This is a genomic window from Pseudomonas sp. FW305-20 (assembly GCF_058788075.1).
In genome coordinates this window covers 104,338-127,778 of the sequence record NZ_JBYTAJ010000017.1, presented here as the reverse complement: position 1 = coordinate 127,778, position 23,441 = coordinate 104,338, and the positions used below count along the sequence as shown (strand labels likewise).

The window sequence follows — 23,441 nt, the reverse complement described above, 5'->3', positions numbered from 1 at the left end:
ATCGCGATGGGTCATTCAACATTGATGTTGGCTGACCCTCCCTCATCGCGAGCAGGCTCACTCCCACAAGGAATGCGCAGGCTGCCGGCCGTGTCGTTTACGACTGTTCGATGGAAATTGTCATGTCCAGGTTTTCTGCTGACACACGCTTGAGCGCTGCCCAGGCTTCTTTTGCCCTGAACGAATCTCGCGTTCGCTTCAGGCACGCCACCGCCCTACTTTGCGGGGCACTGCTGACCCCCATGGTGCTGGCCGATGAACACGCCGGTCACAGTGAAGAACTGAGCCCGACGGTGATCACCGCCATCGCCCCGAGTTCGCCACTGACCATCGTCACCAATCCCAAGGACCCGCGCCAACCGGTGCCGGCCAGCGACGGTGGCGATTACCTGAAAACCATCCCCGGCTTCGCCCTCGTGCGCAACGGCGGCACCAACGGTGACCCGGTGCTGCGCGGCATGTTCGGCTCGCGATTGAACATCCTCACCAACGGCGGCCAGTTGCTCGGCGCCTGCCCCGGCCGAATGGACGCACCGACTTCGTACATCTCGCCGGAAACTTACGACAAGCTGACCGTGATCAAAGGCCCGCAAACCGTGCTCTGGGGACCGGGCGCGTCGGCCGGAACCATCCTCTTCGACCGTGAACCGGAAAGCTTCGGCGAACTCGGCACGCGGGTGAACACCAGCGTGCTGGCGGGCTCCAACGGTCGTTTCGACAAGGTGGTGGATGCTGCGGCCGGCGGGCCATTGGGTTACGTGCGAGTGATCGGCAACACCGCGCATGCCGACGACTATCGGGATGGCAACAACGACACCGTGCCGTCGCGCTACGACAAGTGGAATGGCGACGTTGCGGTGGGCTGGACCCCGGACGCCGACACCCTGCTGGAACTCACCGCCGGCAAGGGCGATGGCGAAGCGCGTTACGCCGGTCGCGGCATGGACGGTTCGCAGTTCTTACGCGAAAGCCTGGGTTTGCGTTTCGAGCAGTCGAACATCGGCGATGTGCTGGACAAGGTCGAGGCGCAGGTCTACTACAACTACGCCGACCACGTGATGGACAACTACACCCTGCGCACGCCGTCCGGCACCGGGATGATGGCCGGCCCCATGGCTTCCAATGTCGACCGTCGAACCCTCGGCGCACGGATCAAGGCCACGTGGCGCTGGGCCGATGTGCAGTTGATCAGCGGCATCGATGCGCAGACCAGCGAACATCGCCAGCGCAGCGCCATGGGCGTCGACGCCTACAAGGATGTGCCGCGCAACAAGGATGCCGACTTCCACAACTATGGCGTATTCAGCGAATTGACCTGGTACGCCGCCGACCGTGACCGGTTGATTACCGGCGCACGCCTGGACCGTGCTTCGGCCAAGGATTTCCGGCAGACCAAGGGCTCCGGGATGATGGCGCGCCCTAATCCGACCGCCGACGACACCCGTGCCGACACACTGCCAAGCGGCTTCGTCCGTTACGAGCACGACCTGGCCGACAGCCCGACCACGCTGTATGCCGGCCTCGGCCACACCCAGCGTTTCCCGGATTACTGGGAGCTGTTTTCGCCCAAATCCGGCCCCGCAGGCTCGGTGAATGCCTTCGATTCGATCAAGCCTGAAAAAACCACCCAGCTCGATTTCGGCCTGCAATACAAGACCGAAGACCTCGAAGCCTGGGCCTCGGGTTACGTCGGGCAGGTGCGCGACTACATCCTGTTCAACTACACGCCAACCATGATGGGCACGACCTCGCAAGCACAGAACATCGACGCACGAATCATGGGCGGCGAATTGGGTGCGGCCTACAAGCTGACCAGCAACTGGAAAGCCGACGCGACCCTGGCCTACGCCTGGGGCAAGAACAGCAGCGACGGTAACGCACTGCCGCAAATGCCGCCGCTGGACGCCCGTTTCGGCCTGACCTACAGCGAAGACAACTGGAGCGCCGGGGCTTTGTGGCGAGTGGTGGCGGCGCAAAACCGCATCGACCAGAACAAGGGCAACGTGGTCGGCAAGGACTTCGACAAGACCTCGGGCTTTGGCGTGTTCTCGCTCAATGGCGCGTACCGGATCAACCAAAACTGGAAGGTCAGCACCGGCGTCGACAACCTGTTCGGCAAGGCGTACGCCGAGCACTTGAACCTGGCCGGCAATGCCGGTTTCGGCTACCCGGCCAATGACCCGCAAGCCATTAAAGAACCGGGGCGCACGCTCTGGACCAAGGTGGACATGAGCTTCTAAACGCATCGTCGGAACGCCGCCCGGAGCAAGCTCGCTCCCACATGGACCGTGTTGAACCTGTGGGAGCGAGCCTGCTCGCGATCGGTTGCGCAGCAACCGCAAACAAACAACTAAAAGACCCAAGCCTAGCGGAGCACACGTGATGAAACAGCCCAAACCGAATTTCTACAACCTGGCCTGGCGCTGGCACTTCTATGCCGGTCTGTTCGTCGCGCCTTTCATGGTGATGCTGGCTCTGACTGGCATCATTTACCTGTTCAAGCCGCAACTCGACCCATTGATGTACGGCAGCTTGCTGAACGTCCCGGCCGGGCATCACAGCGTCCCGGCCGATGACCTGCTCAAGCGAGTCAAAGAGGCTTACCCACAAGCCACGATCAAGCAGTATTTGCCACCGGTCAACGCCGAACGCAGCGCGCAATTTGTCGTGCTCAATGCTGGTACCGAGCTCAACGTTTTCGTCGATCCCTACCACGGCGACATCCTCGGCGAGCAAGACGCGAAAAAGAATCTGCAAGCCGTTGCGCGAGCGATTCACGGCGAACTGATGATCGGCACCGTCGGCGACCGACTGATCGAACTGGCCGCCGGCTGGGGCGTGGTGTTGGTGGTCTCCGGGGTCTTTCTGTGGTGGCCGCGCGGCCAGGCGGCCGGCATTCTGTGGCCGCGCTTGAGCAGTCGCGGTCGAGTGCTCTGGCGTGACCTGCACGCGGTGACCGGGTTCTGGGGCGCGTCGTTGCTGCTGGTGATGCTGCTCAGCGGCATGACCTGGACCGGATTCTGGGGCAAGCAATACGCGCAAGTGTGGAACGTCTTTCCGGCCACGATGTGGGACAACGTGCCCCAGTCCGATGTCGAGGCCCGCAGTCTCAACACCGCCACCCGCCAGACCGTGCCGTGGGCGATGGAAAACACACCGATGCCAATGTCCGGCGACCACGCCGAACACATGGCCCACCGCGGCACGCAAGCGGCCCCCGCCGCACCGACCATCAGCCTGCAAGACGTGCAGGACATCGCCGTGCAACGCAAAGTCGAACCGGGCTACAGCATCACTTTCCCGACCACCGCGACTGGCGTGTTCACCATCGCCGTGTTCGCCGACGACCCGCGCAACGACGCCACCTTGCATATCGATCAGTACACCGGCAATGTCCTCGCCGACGTGCGTTTCGAGCAGTACGGCACCGTCGCCCGGGCAACAGAAATCGGCGTGATGCTGCACGAAGGCAAAATGTTCGGCCCGCTCAACCAGATCATCATCCTGCTGATCTGCCTGATGATTCTGCTCAGCGCCGTCAGCGGTGTGGTGATCTGGTGGAAGCGCCGCCCACAAGGAAAATTCGGTGTTCCGCCGCTGCGCCACGACTTGCCGAAATGGAAAATCGCGATGGTCATCATGTTTGCATTGGCGGTGGTGTTCCCGTTGGTGGGGGCTTCGCTGGTGGTGGTCTGGCTGCTCGATCGGGTGCTGCTGACACGCCTGAATCGACAAACTGAATCTGGCCCGGCTGCCTGAAGAATGAACTGATACCGAACAATGTAAGAAACGCCAAGAATAGGGGCCGGTGCTCTCTCCGATCCCGTTCTTGTTTCCCGCCTCAACAGGGATCAACCTGCAGGAGGCCGTTGCAATTGTGGACATTTTTTAATTCGGCCATATCGATGTCCGTGGATGGGTTGGGTGTGCCGCCACCGTACTGATTCTTGCAAGTAACCGTCATTCGACACTGGTCGTTCTCCAAGTCGATGACCTCCGGTATGTCCTGATCCGGCGAGGTGGCACTTGAGTAGGCCTTGCAGCTTTGGCTAACAGGATTTTGCTTCCAGGCACTGATGCAGTCTTGCCCAGCAATGGCCGTGGCAGCGCTCCAAAGAACCAGCAAACCGGACAATGTTGTGATGGCGAATATCCGCACGTTCAGTATTCCTCTGCCCGTTGACGAGATTTAACGCTAACGCTCGTGAGGGCCACGGTCTACTGTCACAAATGACAGTCAGGCCTGTTTTCTTGTGATTAAAAGAATCTCGGGCCAGCAAACTGAATCGGCCTCACCTTCATCATGAAACAGGCGAGATGCGCGGTTTAGAGGGATCTGTAGACTTCCCGCGCTTATCTCCCGGTGAATTTTAGTGTTACCGTATAACTCTAAATGCACCGCCTGACCCGCACCCCTCGCTGCGGGTTTTCTTTGCATAAGTGGTTCACCGCCCCGATGAACAAGTACCTCTTGTCCGGCCTCTGCCTGCTCGCCATGAACCACAGCGCCGACGCGCAACCGTTGACGCTGCCCACCGGCACCATTACCGCCGAGGTCAATGACGACGAAACCGTCAGCCTGAACACCCCGACCACTGCCGGTTCGCGCCTGAACCTCACTGCAATGGAAACCCCTGCCAGCGTCGAAAGCCTGACCGGCGAACAGATCCGCGCGCGGGGTGATCGCAGTGTGCAAGACGCCGTGTCGCGCAGCACCGGGATCAGCCGCACCGGCACGCCGGGCGATGGCGGCACGTCGTTGTCGGCACGAGGTTTTACCGGGCAGGGTTCGGTGATGCAGCTGTATGACGGCAACCGCATGTACACCGGCATGGGCACCGTGACCTTCCCGGTCGACACGTGGTCGGTGGAGCGCGTTGATGTACTGCGCGGCCCGGCATCGGTGCTGTACGGCGAAGGCGCGACCGGCGCGGTGGTCAATGTGATCCCGAAAAAACCGTTTGAAGGCGAGATCGAAAACCATGTTCGTCTCGGCTACGGTTCCTATGACGGTCAGCAACAGGCCTTCGACAGCGGCGGCTCATTGAGTGACACCTTGAGCTACCGCTTGAACCTCAATCGCCTGCGCAGCAACGGCTGGGTTGATCGCGGCGATTCGTCCAGCGACTTCATCAGCGCCGCCCTGCGCTGGCAAGCGACCGACGATCTGGCGTTTACCCTAGCCCACGATTACGGCGATCAAAAGCCGATGAACACCTTCGGCACGCCGCTGATCAACGGGCGCTTTCACGAAGGCCTGCGGGACAAGAACTACAACGTCAGCAACGACAAGCAGCACTACAACGATCAATGGACGCGGCTGACCAGCGACTGGCAACTCTCCGAGAGCGTCAATTCGACTAACGAGCTGTATTACCTCAAGGCCCAACGCCGCTGGCAGAACGCCGAGAACTACAACTTCGACCGCGACACTCAACAGCTCAGCCGCAGCGGGTATTTCGGCATCGGCCACAAGCAGGAGCAGATCGGTGATCGCCAGACCTTCACCTTCAAACACACCCTGTTCGGCCTCGAAAGCCAGACCGTGACGGGTGTCGATTACAACCGGATTCGCTTCCAGCTCGACAGCAACTCGCCGTTCAATGACGCGTTACCGAATGGCCAACCGATCGATTTTCATCACCCACAGCGCGGTAGTTTTGAAAGCGCCGACCCGTACCGTGATCAGTTCCAGTCGACGACAAAACAGCTGTCGGCCTTCGCCGAAAACCGCACGCAGTTGAGCGAACGCTGGTCGCTGGTGACCGGCGTGCGCCGCGATTACGTGCACGTCGACCGCGACAATCTGGTGGATGGCAGCCAAAGCGACAAGACCCTGACCGGTAATAACTGGAAGGCTGGACTGGTGTTTGCCGTGACGCCTGACACCTCGTTCTACGGTCAGTACGCCACCAGCACCGACGGTGTCGGCGGGTTGATTTCCCTGAGCCCGAGCCAGCAGCAATATGACTTGTCCACCGCGAAGCAGGCCGAGATCGGCGTGAAGCAATTGTTCTGGGATCAGCGCGGCGAGTGGACGCTGGCGGCGTATCGCATCGTCAAAAAGAAACTGCTGACTGACGACCCGGGCAATCCGACGCTCAAACAGCAGGTCGGCCAGCAATCGTCCAACGGCCTCGAAGCCAGCCTCGACCTGCAACTGCCGCACGCCTGGCAACTGCAGGCCAATGCGGCCATCGTCAAAGCCAGGTTCGACGATTTCGAAGAAGTGGTGAGTGGTATACCGGTGTCGCGCAACGGCAATCGTCCGGCGGACGTGCCACGGCGCACGGCGAATCTGTGGCTGAGCAAAGCGATCAATGATGACTTGAAGGCCGGCGCCGGCGTGCGTTATATGGATGCGCGTTTTGCGGACATGGCCAACCAGAATGAGCTGCCGAGCTACACCGTGGTGGACGCCACGCTGTCCTGGAAGGCGCTGCGGAATACGACGCTGGGGTTGCAGGTGAACAATCTGTTTGACCGGCAGTATGCGCAAAGCCAATACAATGAGGGGCAGCAGTGGATCCTCGGCGAACCGCAGTCGTTTTTCGTCACCGCTGATTATCAGTTTTAAACCGTGTCGCCCCCATCGCGAGCAAGCTCGCTCCCACAGGTTTTGCACAGTCCTTGTGGGAGCGAGCTTGCTCGCGATGAGGCCATCAGCAACACCGAAAATTTCAGAGTAGATGCATGACCTCGCTGAACCTCACAAACCTCGCCTGGACACCCTTGGGCCACGGCCATTGCCATCACCAGTTCCAACTGCGTGAGGCGACCTTGCGCGTGCTCCCGGGTGAGTTCGTCGGCCTGATCGGCCCCAACGGCAGCGGCAAAACCAGCCTGCTGCGCTGTGCCTGGCGCTTCAGCAAACCCGAGTGCGGCGAGGTCAAGCTCGACCATCACAACGTCTGGAAGCAATCCTCGCGCTGGTGCGCGCAACGCATCGCCGTGGTCCTGCAGGAATTCCCCGACGCCTTCGGCCTCACCGTCGATGAAGTCGTCGCCATGGGCCGCACACCGCATAAAGGCTTGTTCGACAGCGACACCCCGGAGGACAGGAAACTCGCTACCCAGGCCCTCGAATCAGTCGGTCTGAAAGGCTTCGAAGACCATGACTTCGCCACCCTCTCCGGCGGTGAAAAACAGCGTGTGATCCTCGCCCGCGCCCTGGCTCAGCAACCACAAATGCTGATCCTCGACGAGCCGACCAATCATCTCGACCCGCGTTATCAGCTCGAACTGCTGCAACTGGTCAAACGCCTGAAGATCGGCACCCTGGCGAGCATCCACGACCTCAATCTGGCGGCTGCTTTCTGTGATCGGCTGTATGTGATCAATCACGGCCGCATCGTCGCCAGCGGCACGCCCGAAGAAGTCTTGACCGCCCCACTGCTGCGCGATGTGTTCGGCGTCGAAGCGCTGATCGATCAACACCCCTTGCACGGCTACCCACGAATTACCTGGATCACCCAACCATGACTTTGCGTTCCCTGCTTTGCGCCGCTCTGTTGCTGGGCAATGCCCAAGCATTTGCCGAGGCCACTCACTACCCGTTGACCGTACAGAGCTGCAATCGCGAAGTGACCTTCAAGCAAGCGCCGAAACACGCGGTCAGCCACGACATCAACATGACCCAGATGATGCTGGCCCTCGGTCTGAAACCCAGCATGGCCGGGTATAGCGGTGTGACCGGCTGGAAGTCGGTCACGCCGCAGATGCAAACCATCCTCGAGGGCTTGCCGGAACTGGCGGCCAAGTACCCGTCGGTGGAAACCCTGCTCAACGCCAACGTTGATTTCTTCTTTGCCGGTTGGGATTACGGCATGCGCGTCGGCGGTGATCTCACACCGCAAACGTTGCAGCCGTTGGGCATCGATGTCTACGAGCTGACGGAGTCCTGCGCGTTCGTGATGAAGCGTCCACCGGCCAGCCTGGAAGACACCTACAACGACCTGCGCAACCTCGGCAAAATCTTCGACGTGCAGGATCGCGCCAACGCCTTGATCGCCCAGATGCAATCGCAGGTCGCCGAAGTGCGCAAGGATCTGCCGACGGACAAACCTCGCGTCTTCCTCTATGACAGCGGTGAAGACCGCGCCATGACGTCCGGTCGCCTCGGCATGCCGCAAGCGCTGATCGACGCCGCTGGCGGGCGCAATATTCTCGATGACGTCGAAGCGAGCTGGACCCGGGTCAATTGGGAAAACGTGGTCGAGCGCAATCCGCAGGTGATCGTGATCGTTGATTACGGCGAAATCACTGCCGAGCAGAAGCAACAGTTCCTGCTCAACAACAAGGCGCTGCAATCGGTGGACGCGATCAAGCATCAACGCTTCATCGTGATTCCGTATGTGCAAGCCACGCCGGGGATCGACAACGTGCTGGCAGTCGAAACCCTGGCCAAGGGTTTCCACCGCGAATGATCAATCGTCGCTACGCCTTGTTGCTGATGGCCCTTGGCGCGTTGTTGCTGGTGTCGTGTGTGGTGTCGCTGGGCTTCGGTCCGGCGCGGGTGCCGGTGGACGTGGTGTGGCGGATTCTGTTGCACAAGATTTTCGGTGTCGGCGTGCCGGACTGGGCCGCCGGGCAGCAACACATCGTCTGGCTGATTCGCGTGCCGCGCATGCTATTGGGTGCGTTGGTGGGCGCCGGGCTCGCGCTGATCGGTGCGGTGCTGCAAGCGGTGACGCGCAATCCGCTGGCCGACCCGCACTTGCTCGGGGTCACCTCTGGCGCGACCCTCGGTGCGGTGATCGTGGTGCTGCATGTGGGTGAAGTCGTTGGCTTGCTGACCTTGCCGATCGCGGCGTTTATCGGCGCATTGCTGAGCATGTTGATCGTGCTGATGATCGCCAACCGCAACGGACGGCTCGACAGTGACCGGCTGCTGTTGTGCGGCGTGGCGGTGTCCTTCGTGATGATGGCAATCGCCAATCTGCTGCTGTTTCTTGGCGACCATCGCGCGAGTTCGGCGGTGATGTTCTGGATGCTCGGCGGGCTTGGGTTGGCGCGTTGGGAGTTGCTTGCGGTGCCGGCGGCCAGCGTATTGCTGGGGCTGGTGCTGCTGCTGGGCATGGCTCGACCGTTGAATGCGTTGATGACCGGCGAACAGACCGCGGTCACCCTAGGCCTGAATGCTCGCACCGTGCGCTTGCGGGTGTTTTTGATTGCGTCGCTGATGACCGGGGTGCTGGTGTCGATCAGCGGGTCTATCGGGTTTGTCGGGCTGATGGTGCCGCACATTGCGCGGCGTCTGGTCGGGGCGGAGCATCGGCGGTTGCTGCCGGTGTGCGTGTTGTCGGGAAGCATCTTTCTGGTCTGGGTCGACGTCGCCGCCCGCACCCTGATCGCCCCCGAGGATTTGCCGATCGGCATAGCCACGGCGGCGATTGGCGGGTTGTTTTTCATCGGTCTGATGCGCAGGCGCTGATGCCAACGGCTGTGACCGCTACCCCGCCCCCTTACAACTCATCCCGCGTGGGGTGGGGAAAGATATCCTGAACCTGTTGGCGTCTGAGGCTCCAGTCGGAGCCCAGGCGCCTGGCCTGATTCCAGAAATACGCAGGCTTGAGCACCTGCAAATTGCCGATGTCCGCCAGACGGGTAATAAACACATCGGTCGACAGCACGGTGGCCCACTTTCCTTCGACGAGCTGAACTGGCTGGGTCAGCAGCAATGTTCGCTCCGAGGCCGAATAGGTTGGTGTGTATTTAAGCAATGCTCCATAACGCGTCGAATAGTAGTAGGCGTTGATATCGAACCCTTTGGCTTTCAAGGCATGGGTGTGCGCATGCACCTGGGCCGGAGAGGCGAAGTTTGCGTCAGTTGCATCGGAGCGTTCGGCCAGTGTCGAGCCTGCGACCTGGAAAAGCTGATGGCCGGCCACCAATGTGTAGCCGTCGGGAAAACGTGGCGGTTTATTGCGCGGGGAGGTCAAGGGATCACTCGCAATACGGAAAATCCGCTTGATGGCTTCATTGGGATACCCAGGGTCTGCAATGGGCTCCAGGGCAACAAAGGAATTAGTGCCGGGGCTGCTCAAAATCCCGCTGGCGTGCACTGTCGTTTGACTCTCGTGACTGCCCAGCCGCGACTGCGCATAAAGGGCCGCGTCGTCAGGGTGATGGAATATCGGTCCTAAGGCTGGCGCAGGGCTGTTTGCCCACTGCTCATCGACGGAAACAGAAGGCATGCGGGGCCGCCAGTTCTGGCTCACTTTGCCTTTTTGAGACCAATAGGCGCTGGTCACCAGGACCTCCAGTTCTCCGGACTTGGCCATTCGCTGGATGTAGCTGCTCAACCTGAACCTGCCCTCGCCGATGTCCTTCCAGTCACGTTGCGCGTGCTCGAGCGCGGCAAACGGATTGTCCTTGAATTCGTACTGGCCGAATTTGTCCCGCGAAAGGTCCGGGTCGAAGGGGCTGAGCAACAATCGCAACAAGGCACCATCGGCGCAGGAGAAGTAAATTGGCCTGAAGCCATGGGGCGTTCGTGCAGCGTCACGGGCCAGACTCACGTCCACGGGGGAAAGGAAATGCCGATAATCATCGTCCGACAGCTTTTGCGGCGCTTGACCCGCGCACAGGTGAATCGCGCTGCTGACATGGGAAGAAGGGAGTACACCGGGAAAGATTCGCTCATACGCCAACCATGTGCCTTGCACGTCAATGGGCAGGGTCGCAATGAAGACGCCGGTACGGGTATTTTTCAGAATGAATCCAAACCCCGTCGCTGAACGATTGCGTGCCCGTTCATGAGCGAAACAGGCCGCATCCTGTTCTCGAAGGTACATCGGGCTACAGGCCGGCTCGGCAACCGCTCGTGCATAGCCGGAAGTTACTGCTGCGGCCGGGGGATAGGCTTCGAATTCTGTCACGGTACGAGCCGGGCCCCATAGCGGGCTCCCTGAAACCACTTGCAGGTAACCGGACTTTGCCAGGCTTTTTACCCAGTTTGTCGGTGACAGCAGCCCCCGATAGATTTGTTCCTTGATCGATGCGGCATCCAGCTCTCGCCCCGGCTTGCCCGAAGTGCCCAGGGCAATGGCCAGGTCGGCTTTGAATCGTGCCCATAACCCGGCCCGATAGCGAATGGTCGCGCCGTCCGGCGCCAGAAAGTATTCATCGAACGTTTGCCCTTCGCGGGTGAATGCGGTGTACGCGACATCGGCGGAGAGCATGTTGAGATACACCTCCTTGTCGACTTTCGACAGCAGCACCGGCAACTCGCGAGGCACTCGGGAGCGATAGCGCGCCACCACCGAACACCCCGCCGGAAACTGGCCAAGGGTCACGGCTTCGTCCGGGAAGACCCACGGGATATCAAAGTCTTCTCGCAGGATAGCGATCGGATCGGTGGCCACAAAAAAACCATCGGCTCGTTTCAGGATCACACCGCCAAACGCCTTGGCGCTACCGCTCGGTATCTGCGAACGCGCATGCAGAGCCGCATCGTCAGCCGTCAGAAATACCGGGCCGAGGGTTCGCCGTTGCAGGTTCATGCTCGACTGCCAGTGCTTGTCGACCACCCCTTTACTGTCCCAGCAGACATTGGTGCGCATCACCTGCAACACACCGCTGTTGGCGACCACTCGGACAAAACCCGTCGGGGTCAGCACACCACTGGCCAGGTTTTTCTGGATTTCTTCCAGCCCCATGCCGGGGGTGTCGTTGTCGAACAGCTTGGTGCCCTTGCGCGGGACGTATTTGAGCAGGGCTCCGTCCTGAGTCGAGACGTAGAGAGGAATGACCCTGTCCGGGTCCAGCACCGGACGTTTGTTGGAGTCATAAACCACCACAAACAGATCCCTGGGCACAATGAAGTGGTGCGCCAGCCAGCGCCTGGCCGGGTCGCGGGCATGCTTGACCCGTTGGCGCGAATAGTAAAAAGCGTGGAGCTTGAATGACTCGGGATAGTCATAGTCCCCAGCCTTGCGGGAAATGCCAAACAGGCTGCGCAACGAGTAAAGTTTGTCTCTCCCATCGCTGACCGGGACCAGCTCAGTGGCGATGTACTCCTCCTTGCCTTGTTGTTTGAGGATGAATCCGAACCAGGTCCGTTCTTCGTCATGCAGCTCGGTGTCTTTGGCGTAGCGCTCGAGTGCCGCCTCATCGGCCGACCGGGAAACCGCGCCGAACGACACCCGCTCCGGCACGCTACGTTCCCACGGACCGGCGACGACAGGCCCGGTTATTCGTCCCCGGGGCCGCCAGCGACCGTTGCTGACGAGGACTTGTAAATCGCCGGCCGCCGCGGCTTCCTCGACGAATTGCTCCGGTTTGATGGCTCCCGTCTTCATTCCCAGCGCAAACACCCCGGGGGCGGCCTCGGTGCCCAGTTTGGCCACCAGGCTCGCTGTACGAGACCTGTCGGGAGTGAAACCGATCAGGCTGTTTTCGGCCCCCGAAAGATAAGCCGGCAGACCGCTCTGCAGGCTGTTGCGCAGTTCGTCAACGCTGAACATCAACAAGCTGGTCGCGGCATCTTCGACAGTCCATTTCAGCTGCGTAACCTTGGCGACGTCGAGCGTCGAAAGCGCGGGATGCGAATAGAAACGACTGTGCAAGACATGCTTGTCGGGGATCACCTTGTGATGGGAAGTCATGCTGACCGGGTGCCCGGTCAGGTCGGTGAGCACAAACCGCTGATCGTTTCGCTGAAGGATATAGCCGTAATAACCGCGGTTACGGTGGCGGCCGATTCGCTCATGGGCATAACGAGCGGCATCGTCCGCCGAAAGAAACGCCCTTTCCAATATGTTCAGTGCCGATCCCGCCGACTGGGTCGGCGCGAGTTGTTGGGGTTGTTCGTCCATGCAGTGGAACTCCATTGAGTCATTCAAGGGTGATCCCCACTCTCGCACCGCAACGCATTGCCCAGGCGGTACATAGTTACTACTTCGTGCGCTCGGCACCACTTGGACGCATCGCCGTGCCCGCGAGCGTTTTTATGCCCGTTCACGGTGCAACAAGTACCTGCACCGAACGTTCTCGCCCTTGCGCAAAAGCACTTCAGGTCTTAGGCACAGCCCTTGCTAAAGACCCTTTAGTAGTCCGCATCTGCCAACCAAGAAAACTCATAAGTTCATGGAGATCGCACAATGAAGCGTCGCAGTTTGATCAAGGCTTTCACACTCTCGGCAAGCATTGCCGCGATGGGCATGACCTGGAGCATCCAGGCTGCCGAGACCATCAAGGTCGGTATTCTGCATTCGTTGTCCGGGACCATGGCGATCTCCGAAACCTCGCTCAAAGACATGGCGCTGATGACCATCAATGAGATCAACGCCAAGGGCGGCGTGAACGGCAAGATGCTGGAACCGGTGGTCGTCGACCCTGCATCGAACTGGCCGCTGTTCGCCGAAAAGGGTCGGCAGTTGCTGACCCAGGACAAAGTCGCCGTGGTGTTCGGCTGCTGGACGTCGGTGTCGCGCAAATCGGTGTTGCCGGTGTTCGAAGAGCTCAATGGCCTGCTGTTCTACCCGGTGCAGTACGAAGGTGAAGAGATGTCGCCAAACGTGTTCTACACCGGCGCCGCGCCGAACCAGCAAGCGATCCCGGCGGTGGAATACCTGATGAGCGAAGAAGGCGGCAGCGCCAAGCGCTACTTCCTGTTGGGCACCGACTATGTCTACCCGCGCACCACCAACAAAATCCTGCGCTCGTTCCTGCACTCCAAAGGTGTGGCCGACAAGGACATCGAAGAGGTCTACACCCCGTTCGGCCACAGCGACTATCAAACCATCGTGGCCAACATCAAGAAATTCTCGGCCGGTGGCAAGACTGCGGTCATCTCCACCGTCAACGGCGACTCCAACGTGCCGTTCTATAAAGAGTTGGCCAACCAGGGCCTGAAAGCGACTGACGTTCCGGTTGTAGCGTTCTCGGTCGGCGAAGAAGAACTGCGCGGCATCGACACCAAACCGCTGGTGGGCAACCTCGCGGCCTGGAACTACTTCGAGTCGGTCGAGAACCCGACGAACAAGAAATTCGTCGCCGACTGGAAAGCCTACGCCAAGAAACACAACCTGCCGGGCGCCGACAAAGCGGTGACCAACGACCCGATGGAAGCCACGTACGTGGGCATCCACATGTGGGCGCAAGCGGCCGAGAAAGCCAAGTCCACCGACGTCAACAAAGTCCGCGAAGCCCTCGCCGGCCAGACCTTTGCCGCGCCGTCGGGTTACACGCTGACCATGGACAAGACCAACCACCACCTGCACAAACCGGTGATGATCGGCGAGATTCAGGCCGACGGTCAGTTCAACGTGGTGTGGCAGACCGAAGGACCGATCCGTGCTCAACCGTGGAGCCCGTTCATCCAGGGTAACGACAAGAAGCCCGATTATGCGGTGAAGAGCAACTAAGCCACCCCGCACAGCCTGATCGTTCCCACGCTCTGCGTGGGAATGCAGCCAGGGACGCTCCGCGTCCCAAAAGCGGACGCGGAGCGTCCGGTGAGGCATTCCCACGCGGAGCGTGGGAACGATCAATACGCAAGGCCAATGACATGCCCACTGCCCTTTACCGTTTCATCCTCGCCATCGCGCTGTTATTGCCGATGGCCGCGCATTCTGGCGACGCCGAAGACTTCGTCGTCGCCAATCCCATGCAGCAAGCCAGGCTTCTGGAAGCCTGGGCCGCGCGGCCCGATGCCGCCCGTATCGAGCTGATCAACGCCCTGCAACAAGGCGAGTTGACGGTCGATGGCCAACCAAAAACCCTGCGCCTGAACAATCGCCTGCGGGGTCTTATCGATACCGCGCTGGCCAGCCATCAATTGCTCGCCGCCGACGCCAAAATCCGTCTGGCCGCCGCGCAGCAATTGCAGAAAAGCGCCAAACCGGCGCAGTTGAAATTCCTCGACCAGCAACTGGCTGGCGAAAAAGATGAAACCGTACACGCCGCGTTGAGCCTGGCCCTGGCCAATCTGCAACTGGTGGACACCGACCCGGCCGTACGCCTCGCCGCGGTGCGTCTGCTGGGTGAAACCGGCGATCCGCTGGCTCGCACCCGCCTCGAAGGCTTGCTCCAGCCCGGTGTCGAAGCCGATGCCAATGTGCGCACCGCTGCCGAAACCAGCCTGGCCCAGGTCAAACGCAAACTGCTGATCGGCGAGATGCTTGGGCAGGCCTTCAGTGGCATGTCCCTGGGTTCGATTCTGCTGCTGGCGGCGTTAGGTCTTGCAATCACCTTCGGCCTGCTCGGCGTGATCAACATGGCCCACGGCGAGATGTTGATGCTCGGCGCGTACTCGACGTATGTGGTGCAGTTGATGTTCCAGCGCTTCGCCCCGCAAGCCATCGAGTTCTACCCGCTGATCGCGTTGCCGGTGGCGTTTTTCGTCACCGCCGCCATCGGTATGGCGCTGGAGCGCACGGTGATTCGTCACCTCTACGGCCGCCCATTGGAAACTTTGCTGGCCACCTGGGGCATCAGCCTGATGCTGATTCAGCTGGTGCGACTGCTGTTCGGCGCGCAGAACGTTGAAGTCGCGAACCCGGCCTGGTTGTCAGGCGGGATTCAGGTGTTGCCGAATCTGGTGCTGCCGTACAACCGCATCGTGATCATCGCCTTTGCGCTGTTTGTGGTGGTGCTGACCTGGCTGCTGCTGAACAAGACGCGCCTGGGCTTGAACGTGCGCGCCGTCACCCAGAACCGCAACATGGCCGCCTGCTGTGGCGTGCCGACCGGGCGCGTGGACATGCTCGCCTTCGGCCTCGGCTCGGGCATCGCTGGCCTTGGTGGCGTAGCCCTCAGCCAGATCGGCAACGTCGGCCCGGACCTCGGCCAGAGCTACATCATCGACTCGTTCCTGGTGGTGGTGCTCGGTGGCGTCGGTCAATTGGCCGGTAGCGTGCTGGCGGCGTTCGGCCTCGGTATCGCCAACAAGATTCTCGAACCGCAGATCGGTGCCGTGCTCGGCAAGATCCTGATCCTCGCGCTGATCATTCTGTTCATACAGAAACGTCCGCAAGGCCTCTTCGCACTGAAAGGACGGGTGATCGACTGATGAATCAGCCCCTGCTCGTTACCGCAACACAAAAAGCCGGCCCCAAAGTCACGATCGCTGTTGGCGCGGTGATCCTCGCTCTGTTGCTGGCGTTGCCGCTGCTGTCGTTGTTGTCGCCGGACAGCACGTTTCACGTCTCGGCCTACACGCTGACGCTGGTGGGCAAGATTCTGTGCTACGCCATCGTCGCCCTCGCGCTGGATCTGGTCTGGGGATACGCCGGCCTGTTGTCCCTTGGTCACGGCTTGTTCTTTGCTCTTGGCGGTTATGCGATGGGCATGTACCTGATGCGCCAGGCTTCGGGCGATGGCTTGCCAGCGTTCATGACCTTTCTGTCGTGGACTGAATTGCCGTGGTACTGGACCGGCACCAGCAGCTTCCTCTGGTCGATGTGCCTGGTGGTGCTGGCGCCGGGGTTGCTGGCGCTGGTGTTCGGTTTCTTCGCCTTCCGTTCGCGGATCAAGGGCGTGTATTTCTCGATCATGACCCAGGCCCTGACCTTCGCCGGGATGCTCCTGTTCTTCCGCAACGAAACCGGGTTTGGCGGCAACAACGGCTTCACCAATTTCCGCACCATTCTGGGCTTCGGCATCACGGAACCGGGGACTCGCGCGGTGCTGTTTTTCGCCACGGTGGTGTTGCTGGTGGCGAGCCTGTTCATCGGCTGGCGTCTGGCGCAGAGCAAGTTCGGCCGGGTGTTGACCGCCCTGCGCGATGCGGAAAACCGCTTGATGTTCTGCGGCTACGATCCACGCGGTTTCAAGTTGTTTGTCTGGGTGTTGAGCGCGGTGTTGTGCGGCCTGGCCGGCGCGCTGTATGTGCCGCAAGTCGGGATCATCAACCCGAGTGAAATGTCGCCGACCAACTCCATCGAGGCCGCCGTGTGGGTGGCGCTGGGTGGTCGCGGCACGCTGATCGGCCCGCTGCTCGGCGCCGGGGTGGTCAACGGGATGAAGAGCTGGTTCACCGTGGCGTTCCCGGAATACTGGCTGTTCTTCCTTGGCGCATTGTTCATCGTCGTGACCCTGTACCTGCCCAAAGGCGTGATCGGTCTGCTGAAAAAAAGGGGTGAACAATGAGAGTCACTGCAACGGCTGAATTCATGCTCGAACCGGCGTTTTTTCCACCACTGGAACCCAACCGGGACGCCGGCAGCAGCCGCGATGCCATCGGCCTCGGCCAGCGCGCCGGCCCCGGCCTGAACACGCGCCATGGCACGATCCTGACCCTGGAAGACATCAGCGTCAGCTTCGATGGCTTCAAGGCGCTGAACGCTCTGAACCTGTACATCGGCGTCGGCGAACTGCGCTGCATCATCGGCCCCAACGGCGCGGGCAAGACCACGCTGATGGACGTGATCACCGGCAAGACCCGGCCCAGCCACGGCAAGGCCTGGTTCGGTGAAACCCTCGACCTGACGCAAATGAGCGAAGTGCAAATCGCCCAGGCCGGCATTGGCCGCAAGTTCCAGAAGCCGACGGTGTTCGAAGCCTTGAGCGTTTTTGAAAACCTGGAGCTAGCGCAGAAAACCGACAAATCGGTGTGGGCCAGCCTGCGGGCGCGCCTGAGTGGCGAACAGAAAGATCGCATCAGCGAAGTGCTGGACACCATTCGCCTGACCACCTCGGTCAACCGCCCGGCGGGCTTGTTGTCCCACGGTCAGAAGCAGTTTCTGGAAATCGGCATGTTGCTGATGCAGGACCCGCAACTGCTACTGCTCGATGAGCCGGTGGCGGGCATGACCGACGCCGAAACCGAATTCACCGCCGAACTGTTCAAGAGCCTGGCCGGCAAGCATTCGCTGATGGTGGTGGAACACGACATGGGCTTCGTCGGCTCCATCGCCGACCACGTCACCGTGTTGCACCAGGGCAGCGTGCTGGCCGAAGGGTCGCTGGAGCAGGTGCAGGACAACGAGCGCGTGATCGAGGTGTACCTCGGCCGCTGAGAGCTGTGGAGATGATCGTTCCCACGCTCTGCGTGGGAATGCCGCCGGGGACGCTCCGCGTCCCGCTGACAATGCAGGGCTCAAGTCCTGCGCACGGGTGACGCGGAGCGTCACGGGATGCATTCCCACGCAGAGCGTGGGAACGATCACTGGGGGAGGAATTTGAAAATGCTGCAAGTCGACAAGCTGCACCAGTTTTACGGCGGTAGCCACATCCTGCGGGGTCTGACGTTTGAGGTGAAAGTCGGTGAGGTCACTTGCCTGCTCGGACGCAACGGTGTGGGCAAGACCACCCTGCTCAAGTGCCTGATGGGTTTGTTGCCGGCCAAAGAAGGCGCGGTGAACTGGGAAGGCAAAACGATCACCGCGTTCAAGCCACACCAGCGGGTTCACGCCGGGATCGCTTACGTGCCTCAGGGCCGGGAAATATTCGGCCGGCTGACCGTGGAAGAAAACCTGTTGATGGGCCTGTCGCGATTTCCCGGTGCTGAAGCCAAGGAAGTCCCGGCGTTCATCTACGAGCTGTTTCCGGTGCTGCTGCAGATGAAACAGCGTCGCGGCGGTGACTTGTCCGGTGGCCAGCAGCAGCAATTGGCGATCGGCCGAGCGTTGGCCAGCCGTCCTCGCCTACTGATTCTCGACGAGCCCACCGAAGGCATCCAGCCCTCGGTGATCAAGGAAATCGGCGCGGTGATCAAGAAGCTCGCCGCCCGTGGCGACATGGCAATTTTGCTGGTGGAACAGTTCTACGATTTCGCCGCCGAACTCGCCGATCAGTACCTGGTGATGTCCCGGGGTGAGATCGTGCAGCAAGGTCGCGGAGAAAACATGGAAGCCGAAGGTGTGCGTGGCCTGGTTACGATCTAATCTGAAGCGTCCTGACGATAAATAGAAACTATGAATTCACCTCTCCCCACTGCCCTGTTCACCCCCAGCTGGCACGCTGAGCTGGAACTCGGCTACGCCCGATTCGGCGACAGCACGCGCCCGGTTCAGCGCTGGCACAAAGGCCCGCTGCGGGTGCAGAAACATCTGTATGCCGAAGGGCCCGAGGTTTGCCAGCACATCATCGTGCACCCGCCGGGCGGGATTGCCGGCGGCGATCGGCTGGATATCTCGGCCAGTGTCGGCCGCGATGCCTGGGCGCAAATCACCAGCCCCGGCGCGGCCAAGTGGTATCGCGCGGCGGGGCCCGCTTATCAGAAGCTCGACTTGAAAGTAGCCGCCGGCGCGACACTGGAGTGGCTGCCCCAGGAAACCATTATCTTCAGCGCCGCCCAGGCTGAGCTCAACACTTCGATTGATCTGGAGGGCGATGCGCGGTTGTTTTACTGGGACGTCGTGGCGTTGGGCCGGCCGGCCAGCGGCGAACGTTTCGACCTCGGGCATTTTCAGGCGCACCTGGACATCCGCCGCGACGGTCAGTTGCTCTGGCATGAACGCCAGCGCATTGTCGGGGCTGATGGTTTGCTTGATTCGCCGATTGGCCTGGATGGACAACCGGTGTTTGCGACCCTGTTGGTGACTGGCGACATCGATAGCGATTTGCTGGAGAAATGCCGCTCGCTGCCCCATGACGTGCGCGGAGACCTGACCCAGTTGCCCGGACTTTTAGTCGCCCGCTGCCTGGCCGGTGAAGCGTTGTTGGCCAGGGGGTGGTTGATCGATTTGTGGCGATTGCTCAGGCCTGCGTTGCTCGGCCGCGAAGCCGTCCCCCCCAGAATATGGAGCACCTGAATTGCTTTTCTGTGGGAGCGAGCCTGCTCGCGATGGCGGTCTCAAAGCCAACATCTTCACTGGATGTGACGACCTCATCGCGAGCAGGCTCGCTCCCACAGGGGTTTTGTGTTTACAGATCCGAATACCTTTTTTATCTGCCGATATGGATTCCAAACGATGGACCTGACCCCACGCGAAAAAGACAAGCTGTTGATTTTCACCGCCGGCCTCGTGGCCGAGCGGCGTTTGGCGCGCGGCGTGAAACTCAACTACCCGGAAGCCATGGCCTACATTTCCGCTGCGCTGCTCGAAGGCGCGCGCGACGGCCGGACCGTGGCCGAACTGATGCACTACGGCACCACCCTGCTCAGTCGTGAACAAGTGATGGAAGGCATCCCGGAAATGATCCCGGAGATCCAGGTCGAAGCGACCTTTCCCGACGGCACCAAACTGGTCACCGTCCACCAACCGATCGCCTGAGGCCGCGCCATGACTTTCCACATCCGCGATGCAGCGCACGCCGACTTGCCGGCGATCCGCGACATCTACAACGACGCGGTGCTCAACACCACGGCCATCTGGAACGAACAGGCCGTGGATTTGGCTAACCGTCAGGCCTGGTTCAGCGCCCGCCAAGACCAGGGCTACCCGATTCTGGTGATTGCCGACGGCGATAACACGGTGCTGGGCTACGCTTCATTCGGTGACTGGCGGCCGTTCGACGGGTTCCGCCATACCGTCGAGCATTCGGTTTACGTGCGCAACGACCAGCGAGGCAATGGTCTCGGCCCGCAATTGATGACCGCGTTGATCGAACGCGCCAAAGGCTGCGACAAACATGTGATGGTCGCCGCCATCGAAAGCGGTAACGCCGCTTCTATTCGCCTGCATGAACGAGCCGGTTTCGTGACGACCGGCCAGATGCCCCAGGTGGGCACCAAGTTCGGTCGCTGGCTGGACCTGACTTTTATGCAACTGACCCTCAATCCTGGCGCGGAGCCGCCGACTGCCAACAAGGAGTAATTTGCCATGAACGCCGCCCAACTGCGCCGCGTCAATGTTGAAAGCTTTGCGCACTACCGTCAGGGTTTGATTGATCTGCTGCTCGACGCCGTCGGCTATGGCGCCAGCGTCGGGTTCATGGCCGATCTGGACGCCACCCAGGCCCGAGCCTGGTTCGATGAGGTCCAGGAGAACCTGAACAAGGGCAACGTGCTGCTGTGGGTGGTGGTCAAGGACGAACAGGTACAGGCCAGCGTGCAGCTGACCCTGTGCCAGAAAGCCAACGGCCTGAACCGCGCTGAAGTGCAAAAACTGTTGGTACGTGAACACGCGCGTCGCCGCGGTCTGGGCCAACAGTTGATGAGTGCTTTGGAACAAGCTGCCCTTCAGCACAAGCGCGGCATGCTCTACCTCGACACTGAGGCCGGCTCCCCTGCCGAAGACTTCTACAAAGCCCTGGGTTACACCCGCGCCGGCGAAATCCCCGACTATGCCTGCGACCCGAGCGGTCGCTATAAACCGACCGCCTTCTACTACAAGATTCTCCAAGGAGCCCATTGATGATTCCCGGTGAGTACCAGATCCAGCCCGGTGACATCGAACTCAACGTAGGCCGCCGCACCCTCAGCCTGAAGGTGGCCAACAGCGGCGACCGGCCGATCCAGGTCGGCTCGCATTACCACTTTTTCGAAACCAACGATGCGCTGACGTTCGACCGCGCCGCCAGCCGCGGCATGCGCCTGAACATCCCCGCCGGCACCGCCGTGCGCTTCGAGCCGGGGCAGAGCCGGGAGGTCGAGTTGGTAGAGCTGGCCGGGCATCGGCGGGTGTTCGGGTTTGCCGGGCGGATCATGGGTGATCTCGACTGACTGATCGTTCCCACGCTCCGCGTGGGAATGCATCCCGTGACGCTCCGCGTCACATAACGGCGGACGCAGAGCGTCCATGGCGGCATTCCCACGCAGAGCGTGGGAACGATCAATGAAGGAACTGCAATGAAGATTTCCCGTCAGGCCTACGCCGACATGTTCGGCCCCACCGTCGGCGACAAGGTCCGTCTGGCCGATACCGAGCTGTGGATCGAAGTCGAGAAAGACTTCACCACCTACGGTGAAGAAGTGAAGTTCGGCGGCGGCAAAGTCATCCGCGACGGCCAGGGTCAAAGCCAATTGCTCGCCGCAGAGGTCGTCGACACGCTGATCACCAACGCGCTGATCATCGACCACTGGGGCATCGTCAAGGCCGATGTCGGCCTCAAGGACGGGCGCATCGCCGCCATCGGCAAGGCCGGCAACCCGGACATCCAGCCGAACGTGACCATCGCAGTCGGTGCCAGCACCGAAGTCATCGCCGGTGAAGGAATGATCCTCACCGCGGGCGGCATCGACACGCACATCCACTTCATCTGCCCGCAGCAGATCGAAGAAGCCTTGATGAGCGGCGTCACCACCATGATCGGCGGCGGCACCGGCCCGGCCACGGGCACCAACGCCACCACCTGCACGTCCGGACCGTGGCACTTGGCGCGCATGCTCCAGGCCGCCGATGCGTTCCCGATGAACATCGGTCTCACCGGCAAGGGCAACGCCAGCCTGCCGGAGCCGTTGATCGAGCAGGTCAAGGCCGGCGCCATCGGCCTGAAGTTGCACGAGGATTGGGGCACCACCCCGGCGAGCATCGACAACTGCCTGACCGTCGCTGACCAGTACGATGTACAAGTGGCGATTCACACCGACACCCTCAACGAATCCGGTTTCGTCGAAACCACCCTCGCCGCGTTCAAGGGCCGCACCATCCACACCTACCACACCGAGGGTGCGGGCGGCGGTCATGCGCCGGACATCATCAAGGCCTGCGGCTTTGCCAACGTGCTGCCGAGTTCCACCAACCCGACCCGGCCGTTCACCCGCAACACCATCGACGAACACCTCGACATGCTGATGGTCTGCCATCACCTGGACCCAAGCATTGCCGAAGACGTGGCCTTCGCCGAAAGCCGCATCCGTCGCGAAACCATCGCCGCCGAAGACATCCTCCACGACCTCGGTGCGTTCTCGATGATCAGCTCCGACAGCCAGGCCATGGGCCGGGTTGGCGAAGTGATCACACGCACCTGGCAGACCGCCGACAAGATGAAAAAACAGCGCGGCCCGTTGCCCGGTGATGGCGAAGGCAACGACAACTTCCGCGCCAAACGCTACATCGCCAAGTACACGATCAACCCGGCAATCACCCACGGCATCAGCCATGAAGTGGGCTCGGTGGAAGTGGGCAAATGGGCCGATCTGGTGCTCTGGCGTCCAGCATTTTTCGGCGTCAAACCGACGCTGATCCTCAAGGGTGGCGCCATCGCCGCCAGCCTGATGGGCGATGCGAACGCGTCGATCCCCACACCGCAACCGGTGCACTACCGCCCGATGTTCGCCAGCTACGGCGGCTCCTTGCATGCCACCAGCCTGACCTTCATCAGCCAGGCGGCACAGGACGCCGGATTGCCCGAAGCGCTGGGTTTGAAGAAGAAAATCGCCGTGGTCAAAGGCTGTCGCGAGGTGCAGAAAACCGACCTGATCCACAACGATTACCTGCCGAACATCGACGTCGATCCGCAGACTTATCAGGTCAAGGCCGACGGGTTTCTGCTGTGGTGTGAACCGGCGGATGTGCTGCCGATGGCGCAGCGCTATTTCCTGTTCTGAAGGTTCAAGGCACAAAAAAAACCCTGAGTGCGTCAACACACACTCAGGGTTCTTCTGTTGT

The 23,441-nt window shown here is 60.9% G+C and carries 18 protein-coding genes; 17 read left to right on the top strand and 1 reads right to left on the bottom strand.

Annotation, left to right across the window (positions count from 1 at the left end; genetic code table 11):
* The first annotated feature begins 122 nt into the window (after positions 1–122).
* The 6 genes from AC3WP4_RS16670 to AC3WP4_RS16645 all read left to right on the top strand — a co-directional run bounded on the left by AC3WP4_RS16670 (position 123) and on the right by AC3WP4_RS16645 (position 9,433).
* Positions 123–2,240 (top strand): TonB-dependent copper receptor, encoded by a 2,118-nt coding sequence (locus AC3WP4_RS16670; RefSeq protein WP_102615302.1) that lies wholly within the window; start codon positions 123–125, stop codon positions 2,238–2,240.
* A 142-nt stretch (positions 2,241–2,382) separates the two neighbouring features.
* Positions 2,383–3,759, top strand: coding sequence for a PepSY-associated TM helix domain-containing protein (locus AC3WP4_RS16665; protein ID WP_102615303.1), 1,377 nt, complete (start codon positions 2,383–2,385; stop codon positions 3,757–3,759).
* Between the two features lie 697 nt (positions 3,760–4,456).
* Complete coding sequence (locus AC3WP4_RS16660) at positions 4,457–6,577, top strand: TonB-dependent receptor (protein WP_102615341.1); 2,121 nt, start codon at positions 4,457–4,459, stop codon at positions 6,575–6,577.
* Between the two features lie 116 nt (positions 6,578–6,693).
* Positions 6,694–7,482 carry an ABC transporter ATP-binding protein gene (locus tag AC3WP4_RS16655; protein WP_102615304.1) on the top strand — a complete coding sequence of 263 codons (789 nt, stop codon included), beginning with the start codon at positions 6,694–6,696 and terminating at the stop codon, positions 7,480–7,482.
* On the top strand, positions 7,479–8,426 hold the full coding sequence (locus AC3WP4_RS16650) for an ABC transporter substrate-binding protein (protein WP_074873378.1): 948 nt from the start codon (positions 7,479–7,481) through the stop codon (positions 8,424–8,426). Before AC3WP4_RS16655 ends, AC3WP4_RS16650 begins: the two co-directional genes overlap by 4 nt.
* Positions 8,423–9,433 (top strand): FecCD family ABC transporter permease, encoded by a 1,011-nt coding sequence (locus tag AC3WP4_RS16645; protein ID WP_074873375.1) that lies wholly within the window; start codon positions 8,423–8,425, stop codon positions 9,431–9,433. Before AC3WP4_RS16650 ends, AC3WP4_RS16645 begins: the two co-directional genes overlap by 4 nt.
* A gap of 31 nt (positions 9,434–9,464) precedes the next feature.
* On the opposite strand, the gene AC3WP4_RS16640 is transcribed toward AC3WP4_RS16645, so the two are convergent.
* On the bottom strand, positions 9,465–12,818 hold the full coding sequence (locus AC3WP4_RS16640) for a hypothetical protein (RefSeq protein WP_102615305.1): 3,354 nt from the start codon (positions 12,816–12,818) through the stop codon (positions 9,465–9,467).
* Between the two features lie 285 nt (positions 12,819–13,103).
* Between AC3WP4_RS16640 and urtA the strand changes: the two genes are divergently transcribed.
* The 11 genes from urtA (at position 13,104) to ureC (ending at position 23,380) form a co-directional block, all read left to right on the top strand.
* A complete protein-coding gene (urtA, locus tag AC3WP4_RS16635) occupies positions 13,104–14,369 on the top strand; it encodes an urea ABC transporter substrate-binding protein (RefSeq protein WP_102615306.1) in 1,266 nt (421 codons plus the stop codon).
* A 143-nt stretch (positions 14,370–14,512) separates the two neighbouring features.
* Positions 14,513–16,015: an urea ABC transporter permease subunit UrtB gene (gene urtB / locus AC3WP4_RS16630; RefSeq protein ID WP_102615307.1), complete on the top strand. Its 1,503-nt coding sequence runs from the start codon at positions 14,513–14,515 to the stop codon at positions 16,013–16,015.
* Complete coding sequence (gene urtC, locus AC3WP4_RS16625; protein ID WP_102615308.1) at positions 16,015–17,094, top strand: urea ABC transporter permease subunit UrtC; 1,080 nt, start codon at positions 16,015–16,017, stop codon at positions 17,092–17,094. The genes urtB and urtC overlap by 1 nt, the downstream gene beginning before the upstream one ends.
* A complete protein-coding gene (urtD, locus tag AC3WP4_RS16620) occupies positions 17,091–17,963 on the top strand; it encodes an urea ABC transporter ATP-binding protein UrtD (protein WP_102615309.1) in 873 nt (290 codons plus the stop codon). Before urtC ends, urtD begins: the two co-directional genes overlap by 4 nt.
* A 168-nt stretch (positions 17,964–18,131) precedes the next feature.
* Positions 18,132–18,830: an urea ABC transporter ATP-binding subunit UrtE gene (gene urtE, locus AC3WP4_RS16615; RefSeq protein WP_074873355.1), complete on the top strand. Its 699-nt coding sequence runs from the start codon at positions 18,132–18,134 to the stop codon at positions 18,828–18,830.
* Positions 18,831–18,860: 30 nt separating this feature from the next.
* Positions 18,861–19,700, top strand: coding sequence for an urease accessory protein UreD (locus AC3WP4_RS16610; RefSeq protein ID WP_102615310.1), 840 nt, complete (start codon positions 18,861–18,863; stop codon positions 19,698–19,700).
* A gap of 159 nt (positions 19,701–19,859) precedes the next feature.
* Positions 19,860–20,162 carry an urease subunit gamma gene (ureA, locus tag AC3WP4_RS16605; RefSeq protein ID WP_074873350.1) on the top strand — a complete coding sequence of 101 codons (303 nt, stop codon included), beginning with the start codon at positions 19,860–19,862 and terminating at the stop codon, positions 20,160–20,162.
* Positions 20,163–20,171: 9 nt separating this feature from the next.
* A complete protein-coding gene (locus AC3WP4_RS16600; RefSeq protein WP_102615311.1) occupies positions 20,172–20,705 on the top strand; it encodes a GNAT family N-acetyltransferase in 534 nt (177 codons plus the stop codon).
* A 6-nt stretch (positions 20,706–20,711) separates the two neighbouring features.
* Positions 20,712–21,245, top strand: a complete 534-nt coding sequence (locus AC3WP4_RS16595; protein ID WP_074873345.1) for a GNAT family N-acetyltransferase — start codon at positions 20,712–20,714, stop codon at positions 21,243–21,245.
* Complete coding sequence (locus AC3WP4_RS16590) at positions 21,245–21,553, top strand: urease subunit beta (protein ID WP_074873342.1); 309 nt, start codon at positions 21,245–21,247, stop codon at positions 21,551–21,553. The genes AC3WP4_RS16595 and AC3WP4_RS16590 overlap by 1 nt, the downstream gene beginning before the upstream one ends.
* 126 nt (positions 21,554–21,679) lie before the next feature.
* Complete coding sequence (gene ureC, locus AC3WP4_RS16585) at positions 21,680–23,380, top strand: urease subunit alpha (RefSeq protein WP_102615312.1); 1,701 nt, start codon at positions 21,680–21,682, stop codon at positions 23,378–23,380.
* The last annotated feature ends 61 nt before the right edge of the window (positions 23,381–23,441 follow it).